This is a genomic window from Streptomyces sp. NRRL S-455 (assembly GCF_000717875.1).
Classification (GTDB): domain Bacteria; phylum Actinomycetota; class Actinomycetes; order Streptomycetales; family Streptomycetaceae; genus Streptomyces.
Map to the genome: position 1 here is coordinate 135,762 of NZ_JOCT01000006.1, position 22,400 is coordinate 158,161.

Genomic DNA, 22,400 nt, shown 5'->3' on the forward strand with positions numbered 1-22,400 from the left:
GGCAGCCCAGGGGCAGGCCCGTAGGAGCCCGCCGGTGGACAGCCGGTGGACAGACGCCTTTGGACGCTGCATCACGAGGTGGCACGGGTCAACCTGCCGCACCTGCTCTGATCAGGACAAACGTCACCGGACAGCACGACGAGGCACCACGCAACATGATCGCTCATGGTCTCGTAATGCGTAGGTCTCGGGTTCGAATCCCGAAGGCGGCTCTCATCGAACCCCGGGTCAGGGATCTGACCTGGGGTTTCTTTGCTTTCGTGCTGAGTGGTCCGGTAGGCCGCTCCACAGCCTGCCGTAGTCGATGCCCTGGCCGCACCTGCGGGACTCCGACCGCAGCAACCCCAGGCCAGAGGAACTCCGACCCGGGGTCCCTGGTAGTTCAGCGGGAGGTCTCCCGCTCCACCGGCAGCCACAGCTCGGCATCCGCCCGCGTCCCGTCCGCCGACAGGTCGGTCCGCAGGATCTCCGGGCCGGGGCGGCTGCGGTACGGGTTCGACGGGAACCATTCGGTGAACACGTCCCGCCACAGCTCCTGGATGGCCTGCGGTGCCGGGCCGGACGTGGTGAAGACCGCCCAGGTGCCGGGTGGGACGGGCAGGACGGTTGAGCCCTCGGGGGCGTTCGGGAGGCCCTCGGAGGGGATGGGTCCGGCGGTGATCACCGCCTGGTAGTAGTCGAGTTCGGTGCCCTCGGCCCGGCTCGGGTCCAGGTCGTCGCAGACCGAGACGATGCCGTGCGGCTCCTGGTCGGACATCGCCTTCAGACGTTCCAGGGCCTGCGGGTCGATACCGCGGACGAAGTCGATGATGGCCTGGTTGGGCCCCGAGTGCACCAGGGGGATACGGGTCTTGAAACCGGTGACGGTGAACGCCGGCCGGTCCACCACGCGGTAGTGCATGCTGCTGCTCCCTTCGACAGTGAGGCGGAAGGTCAGCCGGGCCTGCGAGACGAGTGCCGCGCCGGTGCGCCGGGCCTCGCCCGGACCGACGCCGTGCATCGCGCGGAACGCCCGCGCGAACGCCTCGCCCGAGCCGTAGCCGTAGCGCATCGCGATCTCCAGCAGCGTCGCGTCGCTCGCGAGCACCTCCGCACCCGCGACGGTCAACCGCCGGCGACGGATGTACTCCGACAGGGGCAGGCCTGCCAGTGCGGAGAACATCCGGCGCAGGTGGTACTCCGAGGTGCATGCCGTACGTGCCAGGTCCGCCGCGTCGATGGGCTGGTCGAGGTGGCGTTCGATGTGAGCCATGGCCTCGTTGAGTCGGTCCAGCACGCCCGGCCTCCCTTCCTTTTCGTGCCCTCACGCTAGGCAGCGCGCGCACTCCGGCACCCGACATCCTGTGCCCGATCCGGTCGGGTGCGGGCTGCGCCGGACGGCATGGGCGAGACGCCGTACGGCGGTCGCATTCAAGGAGTCCTTACGGTGAACGGATAGCATCGCCCGTCAATCCGTCAGATGCCGACCGGGACGAGGTGAGGACATGGGGGCGCCCAGGATCGCCGTCGCCGTGGTGACCATGGGAAACCGGCCCGAGGAGGTCGACGCCCTGCTCCGGTCCGTCGCCAAGCAGGACGTGCCGCCCGAGCGGATCGTGATCGTCGGTAACGGCTGCCCGCTGCCCGAGTTCGCCCGGCGGCTGTCCTTGCCCGGCGAGGTCACTCCGGTCGAGCTCGACGAGAATCTGGGATGCCCCGGCGGGCGGAACGCGGCCCTCGCGCGGCTGCGGGAGTTCGGCGACATCGACGTCGTCGTGGACCTGGACGACGACGGACTGCTCGTGGACGCCGACGTGCTGCGCCGCGTGCGGGATCTGTACGCCGCCGACGAGCGGCTCGGAATCGTCGGGTTCCGTATCGCCGACGAGCTCGGTGAGACGCAGCAGCGGCACGTGCCCCGGCTCGGCAAGTCGGACCCGCGGCGCGGTGGGTACGTCACCGGGTTCCTCGGCGGTGGGCACGCGCTGCGGATGGCGATGCTCGACGAGGTCGGCGACTGGCCGGCCGAGTTCTTCTTCGCGCACGAGGAGACCGACCTCGCGTGGCGCGCGGCCGACGCGGACTGGCGGATCCTCTACGCGCCCGAGTTGCTGCTCCAGCACCCGAAGACCTCGCCCGCCCGGCACGCCATCTACTACCGCGTGAACGCCCGCAACCGGGTCTGGCTGGCCCGCCGCCGGCTGCCGATCGCGCTCGTCCCCGTGCATCTGGGCGTGTGGGTGCTGCTCACCCTCCTGCGGAACCGGTCGGGTGCCGGGTTGCGCGCGTGGTTCGGCGGATTCGTGGAGGGAGTGCGGGAGCCGGCGGGGGAGCGGCGGCCCATGAGCTGGCGTACGGTGTGGCGGCTCACGCGGCTGGGGCGGCCGCCCGTCATCTGACGACCTGACGACCTGACGACCGGCTGCGGACCGGACGCTGCCCCCGAGTGGCTGACGGGCCCCGTCCGGTCACGTCCGCCGACGGGGCCCGGACGCGGAATCGCGATGACGGCATGCCGTCGGCTCGCGTGTCGGACACACGCACCGCCGCGCAACGGCCGGTTCGGCGACCCTCGATCCCCGGCCGACGACATGGTCCGGTCCGCCGCGTGGTCACTTCGCTTCCGCATAGCACTCCACCACGGCAGTGGTGAAAGGGAACCGCACCGGCGTCTCCCCGAAGGTCAGCCGTCCGGCCAGGGCCGCCGCCTCGCGGATCGCCGTCACGACCGTCGCCGTCTCCTCCTCGGGGCAGTGCACGATCACCTCGTCGTGCTGGAAGAAGACCAGCTCGGCCGCCAGGTCCGCGCAGGTCTTCCGCAGCCCGGCGAGCAGCAGCAGCGCCCAGTCGGCGGCGCTGCCCTGGACGACGAAGTTGCGGGCGAAGCGGCCGCGGGCGCGGGCGTTGGTGGAGGCGTAGCCGGGGACCCACTGTTGGGTGTCGTCGTCGGCGAGGGGGATGCCCGCCTCTTCCGCGTTCTCGTCCGTCCCCCGGGCCGCCGGCGGGCAGGTGCGGCCGAGCCAGGTCCGCACCAGCCGGCCCTCCTCGCCGGCGCGGGCCGCCTCGTCCACATAGGCCACCGCCCTGGGGAAGCGGCGTCTGAGCGCGGCGAGGTTCTTCAGGCCGTCGCCGGAGGTCTGGCCGTAGACCGCGCCGAGCACGGCGAGTTTGGCCTGGGCGCGGTCGCCGGAGAAGGCGCGGTCGGAGACGGCCTGGTACAGGTCGGTCTCCCGGCCGGCCACCTCCATCAGTCCGGGGTCGCGGGAGATCGCGGCGAGCACGCGCGGCTCCATCTGGTCGGCGTCGGCGACGACGAGCCGCCAGCCGGGGTCGGCGACCACGGCCCGCCGGATCACCTTGGGGATCTGGAGCCCGCCCCCGCCGTTGGTCACCCAGCGCCCGGTCACCGTGCCGCCCGCGAGGAACTCGGGTCTGAACCGGCCCTCGCGCACCCAGTCCTGGAGCCAGGACCAGCCGTGGGCGACCCAGATGCGGTACAGCCTCTTGTACTCGAGCAGCGGTTTCACGGCCGGATGGTCGACCGACTCGATCTCCCACTTACGGGTCGAGGACACCTTGATGCCGGCCTGCGCGAAGGCCCTGACCACGTTGGCGGGCAGGTCGGGGCGGACCCGGCGGCCGAACGCGGTGGACACCTCGTCGGCGAGTTCGGCCAGGCGGCGGGGCTCGCCGCCGCCCGCGTACCGCTCGCCCAGCAGGTCGTGCAGCACCGCGCGGTGCACGTCGGCACGCCAGGGCAGCCCGGCCCGGTTCATCTCGGCGGCGACCAGCATGCCCGCCGACTCGGCGGCCGTCAGCAGGCGCATCCGGTCGGGGTGCTCGGCCCGCTCGTGCCGTCGCTGCTGTTCGGCGTAGACCGCGAGGAGGTCCGGCAGGGGCAGCTGGACGCCCTGCGGCTCGAACAGCGAGGACTGCGAGCCCGGTTCGGCGGAACGCTGGGGCGGGTCGGGCGGGACGGGGCCGCCCCGCAGTCGGGCCAGGGCGGCCGCGGCCGAGCGTGGTTCCCCGTACCGCCCCTCGTGGCCGAGGAGGAGCGTCTCGGCCGCCTCGATGTCGTAGCACCGCTCGACTCGCGCCCCCGTGGCGAGCAGGCGCGGGTAGATCTCGGCGGTGGACCGCCACACCCAGCGTGTGACGCCGGGACGGCTGCGCACGGCCTCGGCGGGACCCGCCTCCCGCCGCACCGGCCCGGCGGGCAGCCCGTCAGGACCGAGGGGGGCTACGTCCACGCCACCGTCCTCGGCCGGAGCGAGTGCCCACCGGTCGGCCATGCCGCGAGTCTGACAGGGGGGTCTGACATCACCCCCTGCCGAGGCCGCCGGCGGAGGTCAGGACTCGTCCAGCGTGTCCTTCTGGGCCTGCACGATCTTCTCCAGCATCTCGGCCACGTACCGCTCGGTCCGCTCCTTGCCGATGCCGAGGCCGCTGAGCACGCCCTCGCCGTTCTCGTGCTCCAGCAGCGCGAGAAGGAGGTGCTCGGTGCCGATGTAGTTGTGGCCGAGGCGCAGGGCCTCGCGGAAGGTGAGCTCCAGGACCTTCTTGGCGGCCTGGCCGTACGGCACGAGCTCCGGGGCCTCCTCGACGGCGGGCGGGAGTGCCGCCGTCGCCGCCTCGCGGACCGCGTCGAGGGAGACGCCCTGCGCGGTGATCGCCTTCGCGGCGAGGCCCTCCGGTTCGGCCAGCAGACCGAGGACGAGGTGCTCGGGCAGGCCCTCGGCGTTGTGCGCGGCCTTGGCTGCGTTGTGCGCGGCCATCACCGTGTTGCGGGCGCGGGGCGTGTAGCGGCTGAAGCCCTGGCTCGGGTCGAGGTCGGCCGACTCCTTCGGCACGAAGCGCTTCTGCGCCGCCTGCCGGGTGACCCCCATGCTCTTGCCGATGTCGGTCCAGGAGGCGCCGGAACGCCGGGCCTGGTCCACGAAGTGGCCGATCAGGTGGTCGGCCACGTCGCCCAGGTGGTCCGCGGCGATCACCGCGTCCTGGAGCTGGTCGAGCGGCTCGTCGTGAACCTTCTTGATGGCGGCGATGAGGTCGTCGAGACGGATGGATGACGTGGTGTCCGGGTTCGTCATGTGTCAACCGTAGGTTGCGCCCCACTAGGGTGTCAACCGAGAGTTGACAGTGTCTTCCGGCTCGCTCTCACCGCTCGCTCCTACTTCGGCGAGGTCGCCACCAACCGCACCGCCAGCCCTGCGAACACCGTCCCGGAGACGATGTTCAGCCACCGGTTCACCCGCGCGCTGCGGCGGAGGAAGGACGCCAGACGTCCGGAGAGCAGCCCCACCGCGCCGTCCCAGAGGAAGCCCATCACCACGAGCGTGACGCCGAGCAGCAGCAACTGCCCCCGGACGTGCCCGAGCGAGGGGTCCACGAACTGCGGCAGGAACGCCACGTTGAAGAGGATCACCTTCGGGTTCAGCAGGTTCGTGATCGCGCCTTGCCAGAACGCCCGCCGCATCCCGGGCCCCACGGCACCGGCGGTGCCCTCCCCCGGCACGGAGCGGTCGCGGAACGCCTTCACGGCCAGGTAGAGCAGGTAGGCGGCGCCCGCCCAGCGCAGCACGTGGTACAGCGTCGGCAACGCCGTGAAGAGGGCCGACAGGCCGAGAGCCGCCGCGAGCGAGTGCACGAGCATCGCGCAGGCCACCCCGGACGCCGCCATCACCCCGGCGGTGGGCCCGCCCCGGCCGCCCATCGCCACGATGAACATCATGTCGGGGCCGGGTGTGACGCAGAGCGCGAAGGCGGCGACGAGGAACGCCGCGTACAGAGTCATGTCCACCATGCGGGCCATGCTCGGAGCCCCGTCCCGAGGGGGTGAGCCAATTCCGGAGAGTGAGACGGGGCGGGCCGCGGGGCCCGGGCGCCCCGCGAGGGCGTGGCACCATCGGGCCCGTGAGTACGTCCAGCACCGTCGACCGCGCGTTCGAAGCGGCCCTCTATGACACCGGCGAGACGGCCCTCGACACCGGCGCGTCCCTTCTCGCCTCCGACCCGGCGGCGGACGCCGAACTCGCCCGGCGGGGGGAAGAGTTGGTCGCGGCGGCCTGGCGGCGTGGCTGGCAGCCGGCCGACGTCGTACGGATCGTGCGACGCGAGCTGGACGACACGCACGTACGCCTCGTGGCGGAGTTGATCCGCGCACAGCGGGCACACGACGGTCCCCGCGGCCGCCGCTGGAGCGCGCAGCTCGCCGAGCTCCCCACCGACGCCGCGCCCCGCACCGACCGCTTCTCGCACGCCACCGCCGTTCTGGCGCTGTACCGCCTGCTGCTGCGGCTGCCCGCGCTCGAGGCGCTCGACGCGCTCGACGCCCTCGACGAGTCGTCCGGGAAGCCGAGGGCCGAGTCCCGGATGCTCACCCGTATCCGCGCCCTGCTCGCCAAGGCGGAGGCGACCGGGTTCCCGGAGGAGGCGGAGGCGCTGAGCGCCAAGGCGCAGGAGCTGATGGCCCGGCACAGTGTCGACGAGGCGCTGCTGGCGGCGGGGGCGCCGTCGCCCGAGACGCCCGGTGCCTGCCGGATCGGTGTCGAGCCGCCGTACGAGCAGGCCAAGGCGGTGCTGCTGGACGCCGTCGCCACCGCCAACCACTGCCGGGCGGTGTGGAACGAGCCGCTGGGCTTCTCGACCGTCGTGGGCTTCGAGACCGATCTGGAGGCGGTCGAACTCCTCTACACCTCGCTTCTCGTGCAGGCCACGACGGCCATGACGAAGGCGGAGGCGGCACAGCGCGCGGGTGGCCGCAAGCGCACCAAGACGTTCCGGCAGTCCTTCCTCGCCGCCTACGCCCACCGCATCGGCAACCGCCTCGCCACGGCGGCCGAGACGCAGGTGACCGACGACCTGCTGCCGGTCCTCGCCTCCCGCGAGGTCGCCGTCACCGGGCGGCTGGACCGCATGTTCCCGGAGACCACCACGACCCGGCTGCGCGGAGTGCGCGACGCGGCGGGCTGGACGGAGGGTGCGCAGGCGGCGGACCGGGCGCAGATGAGGCAGCGGCCGCCGCTGCGCTGACCTGCCGTCAGTCGCCCGAGGACTCGAAGCCGCTCACCGAGGCCTGCGCCGCGCCGCCCCCGTCCCCGTCCCTCCCGGCGACCTCGCCGTACGACCACTTCAGCTCGTGCTCGTCCCTGGAGGCGCCGGGCAGGGTGAAGGACGCCTTCCGCACGGCGAGGCTCTTCGGGGAGCCGGCCTCGCCCCGCACGTAGGTGATCGTGAAGGACGTCGTGGCGCCCTTCCCGAGCGTGAGCGGCTGGGCTTTCGCGCCCTCTTCCGGGGACACGGAGGTCGTGCTGTCCTCGGCCAGGAGATCCACGGCGGGGAAGCCCTTCAGGGTGCACGGCGCGCCCTGATTGGTGAGGGTGACGGTGACGTTGCCGGTGTCCCCGGCCGCCGGGGCGGCGCCGGCCCCGACCTGCACCTCCATGTCGCCGACCGCGCAGGCCGAACCGGTCTTCCGGTCGGCGTCCTTGGCGTCGCCGTCCGTGGTCTTGCCGCCGCCGCAGGCGGTCAGCAGGAGCGTCGCGGCGAGGGCGGTTGCCAGGGCGAGGGGAGGAAGGGTGCGCATGGGGTCCTCTGGTGCGTGATGGCGAAGTGCGGTTCCGACGCATGGATCATCCCGGACACCAGCACCGTCACGCACCCAGGCAGGCCGGAGCCGCCCGCCCTCTCTCTGGACCTCGGAGGGGTCCTACCCGAGGCCCGCCGTCGGCAGCCCGGTCGGCAGCTTGCCGCCCTCGGCCCTGGTGTACGTCTCCTCGCCGAGGCCGCCCTCCCAGGTGACCTTCAGGCTGCTCCCGCTCACCGAGTCGACCATGCCGGCTGTCCGGTCCTTGCTGCCGTCCGTGCACTTGAGGCGGATCATCCGCATCCCGGACTCCTGACCCGCGGTGCCGGTGCACACGCTGCCCCCGGTGGCGAAGAGCGCGGCCTGCTCGCCGGTGACCACCAGGGCCACGGCCTTGCCGTCGGTCGTCGCGAGCCAGTTGCCCGCGAGACCGCCGGAGGCCGACTCCCCGGAGCCGGAGCCGGAGCCCGAGCCGGAGTCGTCCGAGCCGCCGCCGGTCCCGGCGGACGCCGTCGAGGAGGGGGTCGGGCCGGCCGCCGAGTCGTCCCCGGAGCCGCCGCCGTCGCTGCACGCGGTCAGCGCGAGCGCGCCCGCCAGGCCCGCGGCCGCCGCCGCGACCCGCAGCCGCCGCCGCGCTCCCGGGCGACGGGAGAAGATCACCGAAGTCATGGCTAGCCCCCAAGCTGTAGCCGGCCGGCCCGGACGGAACCGGCCGGCTCCTGTGGCCCAAACGACCGCAGCAAGCTACCAGGGCTCGTCAAGGGTTCCCGGAGGGCCTCTTACCAGGAGGACTTCCGCACTCCTGGCAGATACCCCGCGTGCGCCTGTCCCCGCAGGCTCACCCGGGACAGCCCGAACGCCCGGAAGTAGCCGCGCGGCCGTCCGTCCACCTGGTCCCGGTTGCGCACGCGCGTGGCGCTCGCGTCGCGGGGCTGCCTGCGCAGCTCGGCCTGCGCGGCCAGCCGTTCGGCATCGGTGGACGACGGCCGCCGGATGATCTCCTTCAGTTCGGCCCGCCGGGCGGCGTACCGCGCGACGATCTCCTGTCGCCTGTCGTTCTTCGCGATCTTGCTCTTCTTCGCCATCAGACCTTCACTCCCCGGGCCCGGATCCTGGCGACCGCGGCCTCGACCCCGATCGTGTCGACGGTCTTGATCGCCCTGGCGCTGAGCCGGAGCCGTACGTACCGGCCTTCGCTCGGCAGCCAGTAGCGCTTCGTCTGGATGTTGGGGTCGAACCGGCGGGACGTGCGCCGGTGGGAGTGCGAGATGCGGTTGCCGAAGCCGGGCTGGGTCCCGGTCAGCATGCAGTGCGCGGACATGGGTGGTGACGTACCTCTCTGACTCAGGTGATGTAAATGGAATTCATTTTCAGTAGCATAGCGGCATGGCACGCAACGAACTCCGGCCGGTCATCAAGCTCCGGTCCACGGCCGGGACCGGCTTCACCTACGTGACCCGCAAGAACCGCCGCAACGACCCGGACCGACTGACCCTGCGCAAGTTCGATCCGGTCGTCGGCCGCCACGTCGACTTCCGAGAGGAGCGCTGACCATGCGCGAGGGAATCCACCCGGAGTACGGCCCCGTCGTCTTCCGCGACCGCGCCGCGGACTACGCCTTCCTCACCCGCTCGACGATGACGAGCGAGAAGACGATCGAGTGGGAGGACGGCAACACCTACCCGGTCGTCGACGTCGAGATCTCCGACGTCAGCCACCCCTTCTACACCGGCACGGCCCGGGTCCTGGACACCGCGGGCCGCGTGGAGCGCTTCGAGCGCCGGTACGGAAAGAAGGGCTGACCCCGTGGCTGTCCCTCCTGGGCTCTCCGTCGTGATCGTCGGCGGGCTGCACGCCGACGCCCGCAGGGCGGCCGTGGCGCGGCTGCTCGCCGACGTGCCCGGCAGTGTCGTACTCCACCACGACCTGGCCACGGCCGCGGCCGGCACGGTCGTACGGACCGTCCGGGACGCCACCGGCGTCCTGGCGGCGGGGGAGGCGCCGCTCGTCAACGACTGCGCCTGCTGCGCCCTGCGCGAGGACCTGGTGCCGGAGCTGGAGCGGCTCGCGGACGCCGGGAGCACGCCCCTGGCCGTCGTCGAGCTGTGGGACTCCGTCGAGCCCAAGGCCATGGCCGAGGTCGTCACGGCCGGCGGGCTCACCGTCACCGGCGTGATCACCGCCGTCGACCCGGCACTGGTCCTGCCCTACCTCGGCAACGGCGACGACCTGGCCGACGGCGGTCTGGCCGCCGCCACCACCGACCAGCGCACGGTCGCCGACACCTTCGCGCGCCAGCTGGAGTACGCCCCCGTCCTCGCGATCGCCGAGTCCCCGGAGGCCGATGACGAGGACCGGGAGCTGCTCGCACAACTGCATCCCACGGCCCGCCAGGTCCTGATCGGCCGAGGGGACGCGCCGGACCCGGCCGTCGACGGACTGACGGCGCCGCCCCCGCGTCGACGCCCGCTCCCGCCCCTCGCCCAGGCCGCCCTGGCCGGCTTCGACGTCGAGGCGGCCGCCGCCGCCCAGCACCCGGCCTGTGCGCTGCTGCCCGCCGAGGCCGACGCGCACGGCGTCTCCACCCTGGTCTGGCGGCAGCGCCGCCCCTTCCACCCCGAGCGGCTCTACGCCGCCCTGGAGGACCTGACCTGCGCGGCCGCCCGCAGCCGGGGCCGCTTCTGGCTCGCCGACAAGCCCGACACGCTGTTCCACTGGGACGCGGCGGGCGGAGCCCTGTGCGTGGAGAGCGCGGGGCCCTGGCTGGCCTCCCTGCCGGACGCGGCCTGGGAGATGGTCCCGCCGGTGCGCCGCGCCGCCGCCGCGCTGGACTGGCACCACGAGCACGGCGACCGCTGCCAGCACCTGGTCTTCACCTCGCCCGGCCTCGACCGGGACGGTCTGGAACTCCTGCTGGATTCCTGCCTGCTCACCGACGCCGAGTACACCGCCGGGCGGGACGCCTGGCAACGGCTGCCGCACGCCTTCGACGCCCTCCTGGAGGTCTGACCCGAGATGCCCCGCAAGATCGACCGCAAGCCCGTCAAGAACCGGCCCAACCCCCTGGACCAGGCCGGGATCACCTACATCGACTACAAGGACACCGACCTGCTGCGGAAGTTCATCTCCGACCGCGGCAAGATCCGCAGCCGCCGCGTCACCCGGGTGTCGGCCCAGCAGCAGCGGCAGCTGGCCCGGGCGATCAAGAACGCGCGGGAGATGGCGCTGCTGCCGTACTCCAGCCGTTGAACCCGTCCGGCCCCGGTGAGGTTCCCCACGCTTGACGCGTGGGGAACCTCATGCGCGTGATACGACCGGCCGAAGCGCCGTGCGGACCTGCCGCTCCGCACAGTTGACGGCCCGTCAGGGACAGGACCGCCGATGGGACGTCCGGCGATGGTGTGACGCGGGCCCCGTACGCGGAGACGACCTCGCCCCCCTCCATATGCACCATTTCCCCCTGCTCCCGCCCACCGCCCCCGGCCTTCCACATCGGACCAGTCGGGACCTACGGGCCAACCCCGTCCGCACACCCCCAGCTCCCGCTTCTCCGGCACGACCGCCCGCCCGCGCCGCCATGCCGGATGCTCCGCCTCCGACGGACCTTCACCGAACCCGCCGACTTCGTCATCGATCCCGTGGAACGCGAGGCGGAGCGGTGCCGTCAGACAGGCAAGAGCTTCGGCACAGCGGTCGTCAGAGCTGTAACCGCAGGACCACCCCGCGTGCACGTGCATCTGCCCATGCATCTGCACATGAACAGGGCTATGATCCGGGGCAGTTGACCACTGCATCAATGGCCACATCAGCCACTGCACCACCGGGAGCGACCTGTGGACCACGACGCGTACAACGGGATGGCCGCCACCAGGCTGAACGGTGTGGCCTGGCAGAAGAGCCGGCACAGCAACTCGCAGGGCTCGTGCGTGGAGTTCGCCCGGCTGCCGGGCGGAGATGTGGCTGTCCGCAACTCCCGCTTCCCCGACGGTCCCGCGCTGGTCTACACCCGCGCGGAGATCGAGGCGATGCTGCTGGGCGTGAAGGACGGCGAGTTCGACCACCTCGTGGTCGGCTGACGGCCGGACAGGCCCCAGGGAAACCGGGGCAATTCAGGACTCAACGCCCGGTAACGCGCGTAGAACCGCGACGCGAGGAAGCGTCGCGGTTCCTCATTCCGTGTGCGGACCCGAACCGGGACGCGGCAGCCGGAACAGCGCCCAGACCACCTTGCCGCTCAGCGCGCCCGCCAGCGGGTGCCAGCCCCAGCTGTCGCTGAAGGAGTCGACGAGGAACAGCCCGCGTCCCGACTCCGACGAGAAGTCGTCGGTCTCCCGGGCGACGGGACTGTCGTGACTGGGATCGCGCACCGCGCACACGAGCCGCTCGGTCCACCGCATCAGATGCAGCCGGACGGGAGGCTCCTGGCCGCCGGCGCACGCCGGGTTCCCCGGCAGACCGTGCCGCAGGGCGTTGGTGACGAGTTCCGAGACCACGAGGCAGACGTCGTCGAAACGGTCGCCCATGTCCCACTGGTCGAGGGTCTTGCGGGTGAACCGCCGGGCCTCGCGCACCGCTTCGTAGCGGGCGGGCAAGGCGCAGGAGGCGGCGTCGGACACGGCTGCGGGATCCAGCGGTGGAAGGCCCTGCCGTAACGGCTCGAGCATGGTCGATCCATTCGTCCCCATGCGAGGCACTCCCGGGAATTCGCGGTCGGTGCGATGCAGCGGTGGTGCGAGACCATGGTTTCGGATGCGTACAGCAGATGCAAGGGCAGATGCACGTGCACGTGACCGGAATGAGACGGCCCGTACCGCTTGTTGGCTAATTTTTTATCGGTCTAGTCCTCCAACTCCGGCCGTTGGCTTGCGTCTTCCTTGCCTACCCGCGCGTGCGCCCGTCGTCTCGATTCCGTTTCTGTAACCGGACGAGTACTGCTCGGAGTGTTTTAGTGGCAGACTTCGGCCCCTGAGACGTTGGGGAGGCTGTCGAAGGTGAGCGCGGGAGAGCCGGGATCGGTGGTGCGGCGGATGCTGCTCGGATCGCAACTCAGGCGACTGCGTGAGGCGCGGGGCATCACGCGCGAGGCGGCGGGATACTCGATCCGCGCCTCCGAGTCGAAGATCAGCCGCATGGAGTTGGGCCGGGTGAGCTTCAAGACCAGGGACGTCGAGGACCTGCTGACGCTGTACGGCATCACGGACGAGCAGGAGCGCGCCTCCCTGCTGTCCCTGGCGAAGGAGGCCAACGTCGCCGGCTGGTGGCACAGTTACTCCGACGTGCTGCCCAGCTGGTTCCCCACCTACGTCGGCCTGGAGGGTGCCGCCTCGCTGATCCGCGCGTACGAGGTGCAGTTCGTGCACGGCCTGCTCCAGACCGAGGCGTACGCCCACGCGGTGGTCCGGCGGGGCATGCAGGGCGCGAGCGAGGCCGACGTGGAGCGGCGGGTCGCGCTGCGCCTGGAGCGGCAGAAACACCTGGTCGACGAGAGTGCGCCGGACTTCCACATCATCCTGGACGAGGCCGCCCTGCGGCGCCCGTACGGCGACCGTGAGGTGATGCGCGGTCAGCTCCAGCACCTCATCGACATCTCCGAGCGTCCCAACGTACGGCTGCAGATCGTGCCGTTCAGCCTCGGCGGCCACTCCGGCGAAAGTGGCGCGTTCACGATCCTCAGCTTCCCGGAGTCCGACCTGTCGGACGTCGTCTACCTCGAGCAGCTCACCAGCGCGCTGTACCTGGACAAGCCCGAGGACGTCGTCCAGTACGAGAAGGCGCTCAAGGAACTCCAGAGCGACAGTCCGGGCCCCTCGGAGAGCCGGGACCTTCTCCGGGGACTCCTTCAACTCTCCTGAAACATCAGTACGATGACGTGTGATCAGATCGTGAAGCCGCGATCAGAGGTCTTCCAGGGATCGAGGGATCACAATGTCGCCGTCCTGCTTCACCGACCTTGCGCTGCAGTACATCGACGGTGAGTGGCGCCCGGGCACCGGTTCCTGGGACATCATCGACTTCAACCCGTACGACGACGAGAAGCTGGCGTCGATCACCATAGCCACGGCCGACGAGGTCGATCAGGCGTACCGGGCCGCCGCCCGCGCCCAGAAGCAGTGGGCGGCGACCAACCCCTACGCCCGCCGCGCGGTGTTCGAGAAGGCCCTGAGGCTGATCGAGGAGCGCGAGGCGGAGATCTCCGAGGCCATCATCGCCGAGCTCGGCGGCACGCGCCTGAAGGCCGCCTTCGAGCTGCACCTCGCCAAGGAGTTCCTGCGCGAGGCGGTCCACCTGGCGCTGGCCCCCGAGGGCCGGATCGTCCCCTCGCCGGTGGACGGCAAGGAGAACCGCGTCTATCGCGTGCCGGTCGGCGTCGTCGGCGTGATCAGCCCCTTCAACTTCCCGTTCCTGCTGTCGATCAAGTCCGTCGCCCCGGCGCTCGCGCTCGGCAACGCCGTGGTGCTCAAGCCGCACCAGAACACGCCGATCGTCGGCGGCTCCCTGGTCGCGAAGATCTTCGAGGACGCGGGCCTGCCCGGCGGTCTGCTGAACGTCGTCATCACCGACATCGCGGAGATCGGCGACGCCTTCCTCGAGCACCCGGTGCCCAAGGTCATCTCCTTCACCGGCTCCGACCAGGTCGGCCGGCACGTGGCGACGGTCTGCGCCCGGCAGTTCAAGCGCTCCGTCCTCGAACTGGGCGGCAACAGCGCGCTGGTGGTCCTGGACGACGCCGATGTCGACTACGCGGTCGACGCGGCGGTCTTCAGCCGGTACGTCCACCAGGGCCAGGTCTGTATGGCCGCCAACCGCGTCCTGGTCGACCGTTCGATCGCGGACGAGTTCACGGAGAAGTTCGTCGCCAAGGTGAAGACGCTCAAGGCGGGCGACCCGCGCGACCCGGAGACCGTGATCGGCCCGGTCATCAACTCCTCGCAGGCCGACGCGATCGAGGGGGCGGTCGAGCAGGCGCTGGCCGAGGGCGCCACAGCCCTGGTGCGCGGCGGGCGGACCGACAACCTCGTCGAGCCGTCCGTCCTGACCGACGTCCCCGCCGACTCGGCCCTGCTGCGGCAGGAGGTCTTCGGACCGGTCGCCTTCCTCGTCCCCTTCGACGGTGAGGAGGAGGCCGTACGCCTCGTCAACGACACTCCGTACGGCCTGAGCGGCGCCGTCCACACCGGGAACGTCGAGCGGGGCGTCGCCTTCGCCAAGCAGATCGACACGGGCATGTTCCACGTGAACGACGGCACCGTCCACGACGAGCCGATCGTCCCCTTCGGCGGCGAGAAGCACTCGGGCCTCGGCCGGCTCAACGGCGAGACGATGGTGGACTCGTTCACCACGACCAAGTGGATCTCGGTGCAGCACGGCCGCAGCGGGTTCCCGTTCTAGCGTCTTCCGACGCCCGGGCCCTTGCGGACAGAACCTGACCGCAAGGGCCCGTAGTTTTGCCGGTGTCAGGGGGAGAGGCCCCCGGACCTGGCGAAAGGCGGCGGTCATGGTCACTCACGTTCCGGCGGAGGCGCACGGCGACGAGCACGGGGCGCTCCTGGCCTTCATCGCCGAGCAGCGGGGCGGCGTGCGCCGGGCGGTGCTCGGGCTGACGGACGAGCAGGCGGGCTCGCGTCCCAGCGCCAGCGAGCTGTCCCTGGCCGGGCTGGTGAAGCATGTCGCCGAGGTCGAGCAGATGTGGATCTCCCTGGCCAAGGGCGAGCCGCCGGCCGTGGTGCGGGACCAGAGCAACTGGCACGAGTGCTTCCGGCTGGTCGAGGGCGAGACCGTCGCGTCCCAGCTGGCGTACTGGGAGAAGGTCGCCGCCGAGACGGAGGCGTACATCCGCTCGGTCCCGAGCCTCGACGACACCTTCGCGCTGCCGGCCCAGCCCTGGTTCCCGCCGGACGGCCGGGTCTCCCACCGCTGGCTCTGCCTCCACCTCATCCGCGAGACGGCCCGGCACGCCGGCCACGCCGACATCATCCGCGAGTCCCTGGACGGCAGGACGGCCTTCGAGCTGGTGGCCGAGGAACAGCGGGCGGTGGCCGAGGCATAACCTTGGCCGCATGTCAACGATCCGCCTCCTCGTGCTCGGCGCGGTCCGTATGCACGGGCGGGCCCACGGCTACCAGGTGCGCAACGACCTGGAGTACTGGGGCGCGCACGAGTGGTCCACAGCCAAGCCCGGCTCGATCTACCACGCGCTGAAGCAGATGGCGAAGCAGGGGCTGCTGCACGCGCACGAGATCGCCCCGTCCACGGCCGGCGGCCCGCCGCGCACGGAGTACGAGATCACCGGGCAGGGCACCGAGGAGTACTTCCGGATGCTGCGGGAGGCGCTGGTCACCTACGACCAGCGCGGGGACATGAAGACGGCCGCCGTCGGCTTCGTCGTCGACCTGCCGCGGGCCGAGGCGGTCGCCCTGCTGAAGGAGCGCACCCTGCGGATCGAGCAGTGGCGGGCCTCCGTCCTGGAGCACTACGTCCCCGAGGAGGGGCCCGAACAGCTCGGTCACATCGGCGAGATCATGAACATGTGGGTCCACACGGCCGACTCCGAGGCCGAGTGGACCCGCGGTCTCATCGAGCGCATCGAGGGCGGCGCCTACACCTTCGCCGACGAGGGGGACCCGTTCGTCGGAGTCCTGGCCGAGGGTGAGGAGAACCCGTACGCCACGGGGGAGCGGCATCCCGGCGACGATCACTAATCAAATTTGACGAATAGATGGGCCGGGCTTACCTTCGTGCTTGTAGTCAACTTTGACTAGCGAGGGAGGCTCAGCGTGGCCGACGCGGCGATCACCGTCGAAGGCGCGGAGAAGCGGTACGGCGACAAGAAGGCGCTGGACGGGCTCGACCTGACGGTCGCGCGCGGCACGGTGCACGGGGTGCTCGGACCGAACGGAGCGGGCAAGACCACCCTCGTCCGGGTGCTGTCCACCCTGCTGCGGCCCGACGCGGGCCGGATCCAGGTGGCCGGGCACGACGTGGTGCGCGAGGCGTACGCCGTACGGCTGCGCATCGGCCTGCTCGGCCAGCACGCGGCGCTCGACGAGGAACTCGGCGGCCGGCAGAACCTCGAGATGTTCGGCCGGCTGCACCACCTGGGCGCCAAGCGGGCACGCGCGCGTGCCGACGAACTCCTGGACCGCTTCGACCTGGCCGGCACCGGCCGCAAGGCGGTGCGGCAGTACAGCGGCGGCATGCGGCGCCGTCTGGACCTCGCCGCCTCCCTGATCACCGAACCGGAGGTGCTCTTCCTCGACGAGCCGACCACCGGCCTCGACCCGCGGGGCCGCGCCGAGGTGTGGAGCTCCGTCCGCTCCCTGGTCGGCGGCGGCACGACGGTCCTGCTCACCACGCAGTACCTGGAGGAGGCCGACCAGCTCGCCGACCGCATCTCGGTCGTCGACACCGGCCGCGTCATCGCCGAGGGCACGGCGGACGAGCTGAAGGCGCTGACCGGTGGCGACCGCATCGACGTGGTCCTGCGCGACGCCGGCCGACTGGGCGCGGCCGTCGCCCTGCTGCCCCTGACCGGGGTCACCGTCGACACCGACCGCCGACTGCTGAGCGCCCCGGTGACCGACCGCATGGAGGCGCTCTCCGCGGTCGTACGGGCCCTTGGGGAGTCCGGCATCGAGGCCGAGGACGTCGCCCTGCGGCGCCCGACGCTGGACGAGGTGTTCCTGCACCTGACCGGAGACGACCGCCGAGTGAAGGAGGCCGCGTGACCGCCCACGCCCTGACCGACTCCTGGACCATGACCCGCCGGGAACTCGCCCGCTGGGGACGGCAGCCGGTCCAACTGGTCGTCAACCTCGTCTTCCCGGTCATGCTGCTGCTCATGTTCGGCTACCTGGTCGGCGGCGGCCGGGGCGTGAACGGCGAGTACCGCGACTACCTGATCCCGGGCATGCTCGCGCTCACCATGGCCTTCGGCCTGGAGGGCACGATGATCGCCGTCACACAGGACCTGAACAAGGGCGTGATCGACCGGTTCCGCTCGATGCCCATGGCCAACGGGGCCGTGCTGGTGGGCCGTTCCGCCGCCGACATGCTCCAGTCGGCGATGGCCCTGGCGGTGCTCATCGCCGTGGGCAGCGCACTCGGCTGGCGTGCCCACGGCGGTCCGGCGGCCTTCCTGGGAGCCGTGGGCCTGCTGCTCCTGTTCCGGTTCGCCATGCTGTGGATCGGCATCCACCTGGCGCTGGTGGCCGGGAAGCCGGAGATGGTCCAGGCCGTGCAGATCCTGGTCTGGCCGATCGGCTTCCTGTCCAACGCCCTCGCCCTGCCCGACTCCATGCCCGGCTGGCTGGGCACGGTCGTCGAGTGGAACCCGATGTCCCACACGGCCACGGCCGTACGGGACCTGTTCGGCACCCCCGGCGCGGAGTCCGGGCACGTGGGGGCGGCGATCGCCTGGCCACTCGCCCTGCTGGCGGTGTTCTTCCCGCTGGCGGTACGGCGGTTCGGGCGGCTCAGTAGGTGAGGGGGCTTCACCGTACGAGCGACGCCGTGACCCCGCCGACCCGGCGGAGGCTCGAGACGGCCCCGGCATACGTCGAATGAAGTGACGCGCTCGTCATTCGCGGGCCCTGAAATACGACGGCAAGGTTTCCGGAACCTCCGCATCTCCTCCCGCCGAGCGGGGATACCGTCGTCAATGCGCGCTTCGATCGCGCAGTGGTCGTGATGGCTGCACGGGGGCGGGACATTGGCACAACAGAACGGCATTCGAACACACTCCCTATGGTGGAGTGGGGTCGCATCTTTCATCGTTCTTCTGGTGGCGGGCACTCTCGTATTCGCCGGCTGCGAAAGGCCCGGGTCCAACCAGGGAGCGGACAGTCCGGGGAGTACGACAGGCGCGCCGCGCAGCGCCGGGCCGGGCGATGGCCCGACCAAGTCGCCCCGCGCGACAGACGGCACGGACGGGAAGCCGGGATCATCCACTCCTGGCGGCAGTTGGACAGGCGCTCCGGGTTCCGAGGGACGGTCCTGGACACCGGCCGCCTCGGGGCCTGCGGCATCCACCTGGCCGTCCGGGCCCGGGTCGCCGGGGTCGCCCGGGTCGCCAGGGTCGCCAGGGTCTGGAGGCGGTGGCGACGGAAACGGGAACGGAAAGGGAAAGGGAAAGGGAAAGGAGGAAACGCCGACGGAGCATTTCTCCTGGCTTCGTATCGGCCCCAAGTCCCCCGTGATGGACTCGATCAACACGGACCACGTCTACGATTCGGTCCAGCAACACAAATGCGACTACGCCCGGGACAAATACGACACGGTGGGCCCGGAGCGCAGGGCGAACAGCGACCCGAACACCTGGAATCTCCTCAAGGGGCTCATCGGCATCTGTCTTGCCGTGCAGGGAGACGAGAGTGAGTGGGAAACCGTTGTCGACTCCTACCGGGACGTCCGGGGAATCTCCACGGGGAACTGCAAGTACGAGGCGGGGTACCGGCTGCTGGAAGCGGTCGCGTCGTTCGTACAGGCGCACCCCGACGGCAAGGTGCTGATCGATGACGCGCCGACGGGACCGGGCTCCGCGGCGTGCCCCTACCGGATCCAGGATGTGTACGTGAGCGCGACCGGCCGGTCCCCGGAGACAGTCGCTCCCGGGACCGAGCTCTGGGCGCGTGGAACCTGGCCGAGCGAGGTCGGGCGTGTCCTCCTGAACGGGACGGAGGCACCGGTCATCCGATTGCCGGACTCCGACCAGCACAGCTGCTGCCACAACGCCTCCGTCAGCTTCACGGTGCCGAAGAACATGCCGAAGGGGACCGTGAACGAAGTGACGGTCACCGGAGCCGGCTTCAGAATCAGCGCACGCATCACCTTCGAGGTCCAGTAGCCGCCATGCCTGCTCCCCGTGGCACAGCACGGTTGCGCGCCGTGGCGAGCCGGGCCCGCCGGCCCCGCCCGGACGACGCGGGCCGTCGGGCCCGGAGCGGTGGGCCGCCTGCCGGCCCCGGGCCGACGCCGGACCCGCCCGCTCCACCCTCTGCTCCCGCCCCGCCCAATCCCCCTCCTCACCCCCTGCCTGATCCCGCTCCCACCCGCCCCGCCGACACCGATTCCGATTCCGCCCCGAGCCCGGAGCCACAGGACGAGAACGCCGCCCTCCCACCCGGCTGGCTGGAACTCCTCGGCGCGGTCGGGTCGTTGCTGTCGCTCCTCACCGCTGTGCTGTTCTACTTCGGCTGGTCCAGTACCGACGCCGAAACCCGCGCCCTCGGGCTGCGCGACACCGTGCTGCGCCTGTCGACCATCGACTACCTGCTGCGCAGCGTGGACGCCCTGTTCCTGCCCGCCTGGCTCGTGGCGGCCGCAGCGCTCGCCGGTACGGGCCTGCACCACTGGGTGAAGCAGTCCCCCGGACGCGCCGAGACGGTGACGCGAGTTTTCCGCCACGCGTGGCTGCCGCCTCTGGCCCTGCTGGCGCTGCTGCCCGGCTACCCTGCCGCCTTCGAGTTGATCGTCCCGCTGGCGATGATCCTCGGCTTCCTGCTGACCACGTACTCGCGCACCCTTCCGGGCCCCGGAACCCTGCCGACCGACCGCCGCAGAGCGCTGCGCCTGTGGGGGCTGACCGTGCTGATCAGCGTGCTGTTGTTGTTCTGGGCCACATCGGCGTACGCCGGGATCGTGGGCCGCAGCCGGGCCGCCGAGGCCGCACGTACCGTCAACACGGCGTTCCCCGCGGTCGTCGTCTTCAGCGAGAAGGATTTGCTGATCCGCGGCAACGGAACCTGCTACAACCGCATCACGGACAAGGACAGTGCCTACGGATTCCGTTACGCGGGCCTACGCCTCTTCCACGTATCGGGCGACCGCGTGTTCCTGGTGGGATCGGACTGGACGCCCGGGAGCGGAACGCTCTGGGTGATCGAGAAGGACGACACCACGCGCGTCGAGTTCTCCAACGCCCTGGGCAGACCTCGTCCCCAGGAGTGCTGAGCAGCGACGCCGTACGCCGCAGCAGTTGTCTTCGCACCGTGGCCGGCTTCTCGCGACGTACCGACATCGGCGAGGGACGGGCTTTCCGTCGGTACGGCGCGGTCAACGACTGCTGTTCGCGCCGCTCCCGGCGTCCGGGTGGGCGAGAAGGCGGGCGCCTCTGCTCTCCGCGATGCGGCGTACGTCGGTCAGCGCCTCGCTCATGCGGGCGAGCAGGAAGCGGAGCTGGCCGGTGGTCACCCGCTGGTCCTCGAGCATGTCGGCCGCATGGTCGAGGAGGGCATCGGCCATGCCGAGCTGGGCGTTCTCGATGGCGTCGGCGGCCCGGGAGAGCCGGCCGCTCCCGTCGGTCAGGAGATAGCACGGCTTGCCTTCGGGGCTTGCCCAGGGCAGCAGCCGCGCCGGTGTGATGGCGCTGTCCGTCATGCGGTCATTCCCATGTCGTGGATCGGGTCCGGGTACGAGTGATGCGGGCGCAGGTCGATGCCCTGAGGGGCGAGCAGCAGGGGGCCACGCCGGGCCCGCCGACGCCGCTCCCGCTCCCGGCGCTCGTGTGCGACGAGGTAGGGGCGTACGAGGGCGTTGTCCTCACCGCGTAGAGGGCGTGCGCCGAACCGGTGGGGAGTCGGCCCGTCGACCGGCGGGTGCGGAGGGGCGTATCCGTGCCTCGCGGTGAGCCGATGTCGCCCCGTGGCGGGGAGGACTAGGTGAAGCAGTGCTTCGAGCAGGCGGGTGATGGCGTCGGGCATGGCGTGACTCCGTGATCGATGTCGCTGTCTGTAGCGATCGACATACAGAGTGAGAGCAATCGGACTAGGCTCGCCAGGGGGTGAGACGTGACAGGGCATTTGTCACAAGGGGGTAGATCTCTTGGGCACCAAGTACGGCGACTGGCTCAAGGAGCAGCGCGAGGCGGCCGGGCTGACACAGCAGCAGCTGGCCGACAGGGCGGTCATGACGCGCACTCACATCGCGCATATCGAGGCGGGGCGCCGGGTGCCCTCCAAGGAGGACGCGAGGCGGCTGGACAGCGCTCTGAACACGGGGAACGTGCTGAGCAGCTTTCTGCCGCAGGAGGAAGTTGCAGCGGCGGACTACTTTGAGTCGGTGCGTCTCCTTGAGCAGCAAGCAGTGATGATTCGCGAGTTCGCTCTGTCGTTCGTGCCAGGAATCCTCCAGACGAAAGCGTACGCGCGTGCGGTGTTGAGCTCGGGCTTCCCTCCGGTGAGTGAAGAGGAGTGTGACAGACGCCTTGTCACACGCCTTGAGCGCGCGATGATCCTTGAGGACCCCGTTTCGCCCGTAGTGTGGGCGCTCCTCGATGAGGCAGTGCTGAGGCGCCCGATGGGGGGTGAAGGCGTCATGGCGGAGCAGATCACGCACATCGTTCGCCTCGCCGAGACGGGACGCATCCGTGTGCACGTGATGCCGTTCGGCGTGGGCCACCACTGGCTGCTGGAAGGAATGCTCACGCTCATGTGGTTCGAGGACCAGCCGCCTGTGGCGTACAGCGAGGGTGTGCGAATGGGGAAGCTCCACGACTCACCGACCGTGGTTCACGATCTGCAAAGTCGCTACGATCTCGCGCTGAGTGACGCCATGCCCATGAAGGAATCACTGGCCATGCTCAGGGCCACGGCGAGAGGTTACGGACACCATGAATGACCGAATCGTTCCGGAATCCGCCAAGTTGAATGGCTGGCGTAAGTCTTCTTTCAGCAACAGCGAAGCAGGAAGTTGCCTGGAAGTCCTCGACGGCCACCGCCAGGGCGTTCCCGTACGCGACTCGAAGAACCCCCAGGGACCCGCGATCATCCTCCCGGAGTCCGCTTGGTCGGCGTTCGTCACGGCGGTCAGGAGCGGTGCCTTCCCCTCCTGACCGCCCTGT

28 protein-coding genes are annotated in these 22,400 nt (G+C 70.8%); 17 read left to right on the plus strand and 11 right to left on the minus strand.

Features of this window, described 5'->3' with window-relative positions; translation table 11 throughout:
• Positions 1 to 382 precede the first annotated feature (382 nt).
• Positions 383 to 1,276, minus strand: coding sequence for an AraC family transcriptional regulator (locus tag IE97_RS0111225; protein WP_030235911.1), 894 nt, complete (start codon positions 1,274 to 1,276; stop codon positions 383 to 385).
• A gap of 208 nt (positions 1,277 to 1,484) precedes the next feature.
• On the opposite strand from IE97_RS0111225, the gene IE97_RS0111230 reads away from it, so the two are divergent.
• Positions 1,485 to 2,378 carry a glycosyltransferase family 2 protein gene (locus tag IE97_RS0111230; protein WP_030235914.1) on the plus strand — a complete coding sequence of 298 codons (894 nt, stop codon included), beginning with the start codon at positions 1,485 to 1,487 and terminating at the stop codon, positions 2,376 to 2,378.
• Positions 2,379 to 2,591: 213 nt separating this feature from the next.
• Here the strand turns inward: IE97_RS0111230 and IE97_RS0111235 are convergent, their stop codons facing one another.
• The 3 genes from IE97_RS0111235 to IE97_RS0111245 form a co-directional block, all read right to left on the minus strand.
• Positions 2,592 to 4,271, minus strand: coding sequence for a bifunctional 3'-5' exonuclease/DNA polymerase (locus tag IE97_RS0111235; protein WP_030235918.1), 1,680 nt, complete (start codon positions 4,269 to 4,271; stop codon positions 2,592 to 2,594).
• Positions 4,272 to 4,328: 57 nt separating this feature from the next.
• Positions 4,329 to 5,069: a Clp protease N-terminal domain-containing protein gene (locus IE97_RS0111240; RefSeq protein ID WP_030235921.1), complete on the minus strand. Its 741-nt coding sequence runs from the start codon at positions 5,067 to 5,069 to the stop codon at positions 4,329 to 4,331.
• Between the two features lie 80 nt (positions 5,070 to 5,149).
• A complete protein-coding gene (locus IE97_RS0111245; RefSeq protein ID WP_030235933.1) occupies positions 5,150 to 5,782 on the minus strand; it encodes a LysE family translocator in 633 nt (210 codons plus the stop codon).
• Between the two features lie 110 nt (positions 5,783 to 5,892).
• Here IE97_RS0111245 and IE97_RS0111250 point away from each other — a divergent pair, with 110 nt between their 5' ends.
• Positions 5,893 to 7,011, plus strand: coding sequence for a DUF2786 domain-containing protein (locus tag IE97_RS0111250; protein WP_030235936.1), 1,119 nt, complete (start codon positions 5,893 to 5,895; stop codon positions 7,009 to 7,011).
• 7 nt (positions 7,012 to 7,018) lie between these two features.
• Here the strand turns inward: IE97_RS0111250 and IE97_RS0111255 are convergent, their stop codons facing one another.
• The 4 genes from IE97_RS0111255 to rpmB all read right to left on the minus strand — a co-directional run bounded on the left by IE97_RS0111255 (position 7,019) and on the right by rpmB (position 8,885).
• On the minus strand, positions 7,019 to 7,564 hold the full coding sequence (locus IE97_RS0111255; RefSeq protein WP_030235939.1) for a DUF4232 domain-containing protein: 546 nt from the start codon (positions 7,562 to 7,564) through the stop codon (positions 7,019 to 7,021).
• 123 nt (positions 7,565 to 7,687) lie between these two features.
• On the minus strand, positions 7,688 to 8,233 hold the full coding sequence (locus IE97_RS0111260) for a hypothetical protein (protein WP_030235942.1): 546 nt from the start codon (positions 8,231 to 8,233) through the stop codon (positions 7,688 to 7,690).
• A 110-nt stretch (positions 8,234 to 8,343) separates the two neighbouring features.
• Positions 8,344 to 8,649, minus strand: a complete 306-nt coding sequence (gene rpsN, locus IE97_RS0111265; protein WP_030235946.1) for a 30S ribosomal protein S14 — start codon at positions 8,647 to 8,649, stop codon at positions 8,344 to 8,346.
• On the minus strand, positions 8,649 to 8,885 hold the full coding sequence (rpmB, locus tag IE97_RS0111270; protein ID WP_030235949.1) for a 50S ribosomal protein L28: 237 nt from the start codon (positions 8,883 to 8,885) through the stop codon (positions 8,649 to 8,651). The genes rpsN and rpmB overlap by 1 nt, the downstream gene beginning before the upstream one ends.
• 65 nt (positions 8,886 to 8,950) lie before the next feature.
• On the opposite strand from rpmB, the gene rpmG reads away from it, so the two are divergent.
• The 5 genes from rpmG (at position 8,951) to IE97_RS0111295 (ending at position 11,640) form a co-directional block, all read left to right on the plus strand.
• Positions 8,951 to 9,115 (plus strand): 50S ribosomal protein L33, encoded by a 165-nt coding sequence (gene rpmG, locus IE97_RS0111275; protein ID WP_030235952.1) that lies wholly within the window; start codon positions 8,951 to 8,953, stop codon positions 9,113 to 9,115.
• 2 nt (positions 9,116 to 9,117) lie between these two features.
• Entirely contained in the window at positions 9,118 to 9,366 is a 249-nt protein-coding gene (locus IE97_RS0111280) for a type B 50S ribosomal protein L31 (RefSeq protein ID WP_030235956.1), read from the plus strand.
• 4 nt (positions 9,367 to 9,370) lie between these two features.
• Complete coding sequence (locus tag IE97_RS0111285; RefSeq protein ID WP_030235959.1) at positions 9,371 to 10,573, plus strand: GTP-binding protein; 1,203 nt, start codon at positions 9,371 to 9,373, stop codon at positions 10,571 to 10,573.
• A gap of 6 nt (positions 10,574 to 10,579) precedes the next feature.
• Positions 10,580 to 10,813, plus strand: coding sequence for a 30S ribosomal protein S18 (rpsR, locus tag IE97_RS0111290; RefSeq protein WP_030235962.1), 234 nt, complete (start codon positions 10,580 to 10,582; stop codon positions 10,811 to 10,813).
• A 608-nt stretch (positions 10,814 to 11,421) separates the two neighbouring features.
• Complete coding sequence (locus IE97_RS0111295; RefSeq protein WP_051704925.1) at positions 11,422 to 11,640, plus strand: DUF397 domain-containing protein; 219 nt, start codon at positions 11,422 to 11,424, stop codon at positions 11,638 to 11,640.
• A gap of 93 nt (positions 11,641 to 11,733) precedes the next feature.
• Here IE97_RS0111295 and IE97_RS0111300 read toward each other — a convergent pair whose 3' ends face one another.
• On the minus strand, positions 11,734 to 12,249 hold the full coding sequence (locus IE97_RS0111300; protein ID WP_078603175.1) for an ATP-binding protein: 516 nt from the start codon (positions 12,247 to 12,249) through the stop codon (positions 11,734 to 11,736).
• A gap of 342 nt (positions 12,250 to 12,591) precedes the next feature.
• On the opposite strand from IE97_RS0111300, the gene IE97_RS0111305 reads away from it, so the two are divergent.
• The 8 genes from IE97_RS0111305 to IE97_RS0111340 all read left to right on the plus strand — a co-directional run bounded on the left by IE97_RS0111305 (position 12,592) and on the right by IE97_RS0111340 (position 20,512).
• Complete coding sequence (locus IE97_RS0111305) at positions 12,592 to 13,416, plus strand: helix-turn-helix domain-containing protein (protein WP_051704922.1); 825 nt, start codon at positions 12,592 to 12,594, stop codon at positions 13,414 to 13,416.
• Positions 13,417 to 13,489: 73 nt separating this feature from the next.
• Positions 13,490 to 14,953 (plus strand): aldehyde dehydrogenase family protein, encoded by a 1,464-nt coding sequence (locus IE97_RS0111310; protein ID WP_030235978.1) that lies wholly within the window; start codon positions 13,490 to 13,492, stop codon positions 14,951 to 14,953.
• Between the two features lie 106 nt (positions 14,954 to 15,059).
• Positions 15,060 to 15,611 (plus strand): DinB family protein, encoded by a 552-nt coding sequence (locus tag IE97_RS0111315; RefSeq protein WP_030235982.1) that lies wholly within the window; start codon positions 15,060 to 15,062, stop codon positions 15,609 to 15,611.
• 10 nt (positions 15,612 to 15,621) lie between these two features.
• Positions 15,622 to 16,263 carry a PadR family transcriptional regulator gene (locus IE97_RS0111320; RefSeq protein ID WP_030235985.1) on the plus strand — a complete coding sequence of 214 codons (642 nt, stop codon included), beginning with the start codon at positions 15,622 to 15,624 and terminating at the stop codon, positions 16,261 to 16,263.
• Positions 16,264 to 16,338: 75 nt separating this feature from the next.
• Positions 16,339 to 17,289 (plus strand): daunorubicin resistance protein DrrA family ABC transporter ATP-binding protein, encoded by a 951-nt coding sequence (locus tag IE97_RS0111325; RefSeq protein ID WP_030235988.1) that lies wholly within the window; start codon positions 16,339 to 16,341, stop codon positions 17,287 to 17,289.
• Positions 17,286 to 18,047 (plus strand): ABC transporter permease, encoded by a 762-nt coding sequence (locus tag IE97_RS0111330; protein WP_030235991.1) that lies wholly within the window; start codon positions 17,286 to 17,288, stop codon positions 18,045 to 18,047. Before IE97_RS0111325 ends, IE97_RS0111330 begins: the two co-directional genes overlap by 4 nt.
• A 711-nt stretch (positions 18,048 to 18,758) precedes the next feature.
• Positions 18,759 to 19,406: a hypothetical protein gene (locus IE97_RS0111335; RefSeq protein WP_030235994.1), complete on the plus strand. Its 648-nt coding sequence runs from the start codon at positions 18,759 to 18,761 to the stop codon at positions 19,404 to 19,406.
• A 5-nt stretch (positions 19,407 to 19,411) separates the two neighbouring features.
• Entirely contained in the window at positions 19,412 to 20,512 is a 1,101-nt protein-coding gene (locus IE97_RS0111340; protein WP_158708272.1) for a hypothetical protein, read from the plus strand.
• 102 nt (positions 20,513 to 20,614) lie between these two features.
• Here the strand turns inward: IE97_RS0111340 and IE97_RS0111345 are convergent, their stop codons facing one another.
• Both IE97_RS0111345 and IE97_RS40110 read right to left on the minus strand, forming a co-directional pair.
• On the minus strand, positions 20,615 to 20,938 hold the full coding sequence (locus IE97_RS0111345; protein ID WP_030236001.1) for a hypothetical protein: 324 nt from the start codon (positions 20,936 to 20,938) through the stop codon (positions 20,615 to 20,617).
• Positions 20,935 to 21,261 carry a hypothetical protein gene (locus tag IE97_RS40110; protein ID WP_078603176.1) on the minus strand — a complete coding sequence of 109 codons (327 nt, stop codon included), beginning with the start codon at positions 21,259 to 21,261 and terminating at the stop codon, positions 20,935 to 20,937. Before IE97_RS40110 ends, IE97_RS0111345 begins: the two co-directional genes overlap by 4 nt.
• A gap of 121 nt (positions 21,262 to 21,382) precedes the next feature.
• Here IE97_RS40110 and IE97_RS0111355 point away from each other — a divergent pair, with 121 nt between their 5' ends.
• On the plus strand, positions 21,383 to 22,177 hold the full coding sequence (locus IE97_RS0111355) for a helix-turn-helix domain-containing protein (protein WP_030236004.1): 795 nt from the start codon (positions 21,383 to 21,385) through the stop codon (positions 22,175 to 22,177).
• Positions 22,170 to 22,391, plus strand: a complete 222-nt coding sequence (locus tag IE97_RS40115) for a DUF397 domain-containing protein (RefSeq protein ID WP_078603177.1) — start codon at positions 22,170 to 22,172, stop codon at positions 22,389 to 22,391. Before IE97_RS0111355 ends, IE97_RS40115 begins: the two co-directional genes overlap by 8 nt.
• Positions 22,392 to 22,400 lie beyond the last annotated feature (9 nt).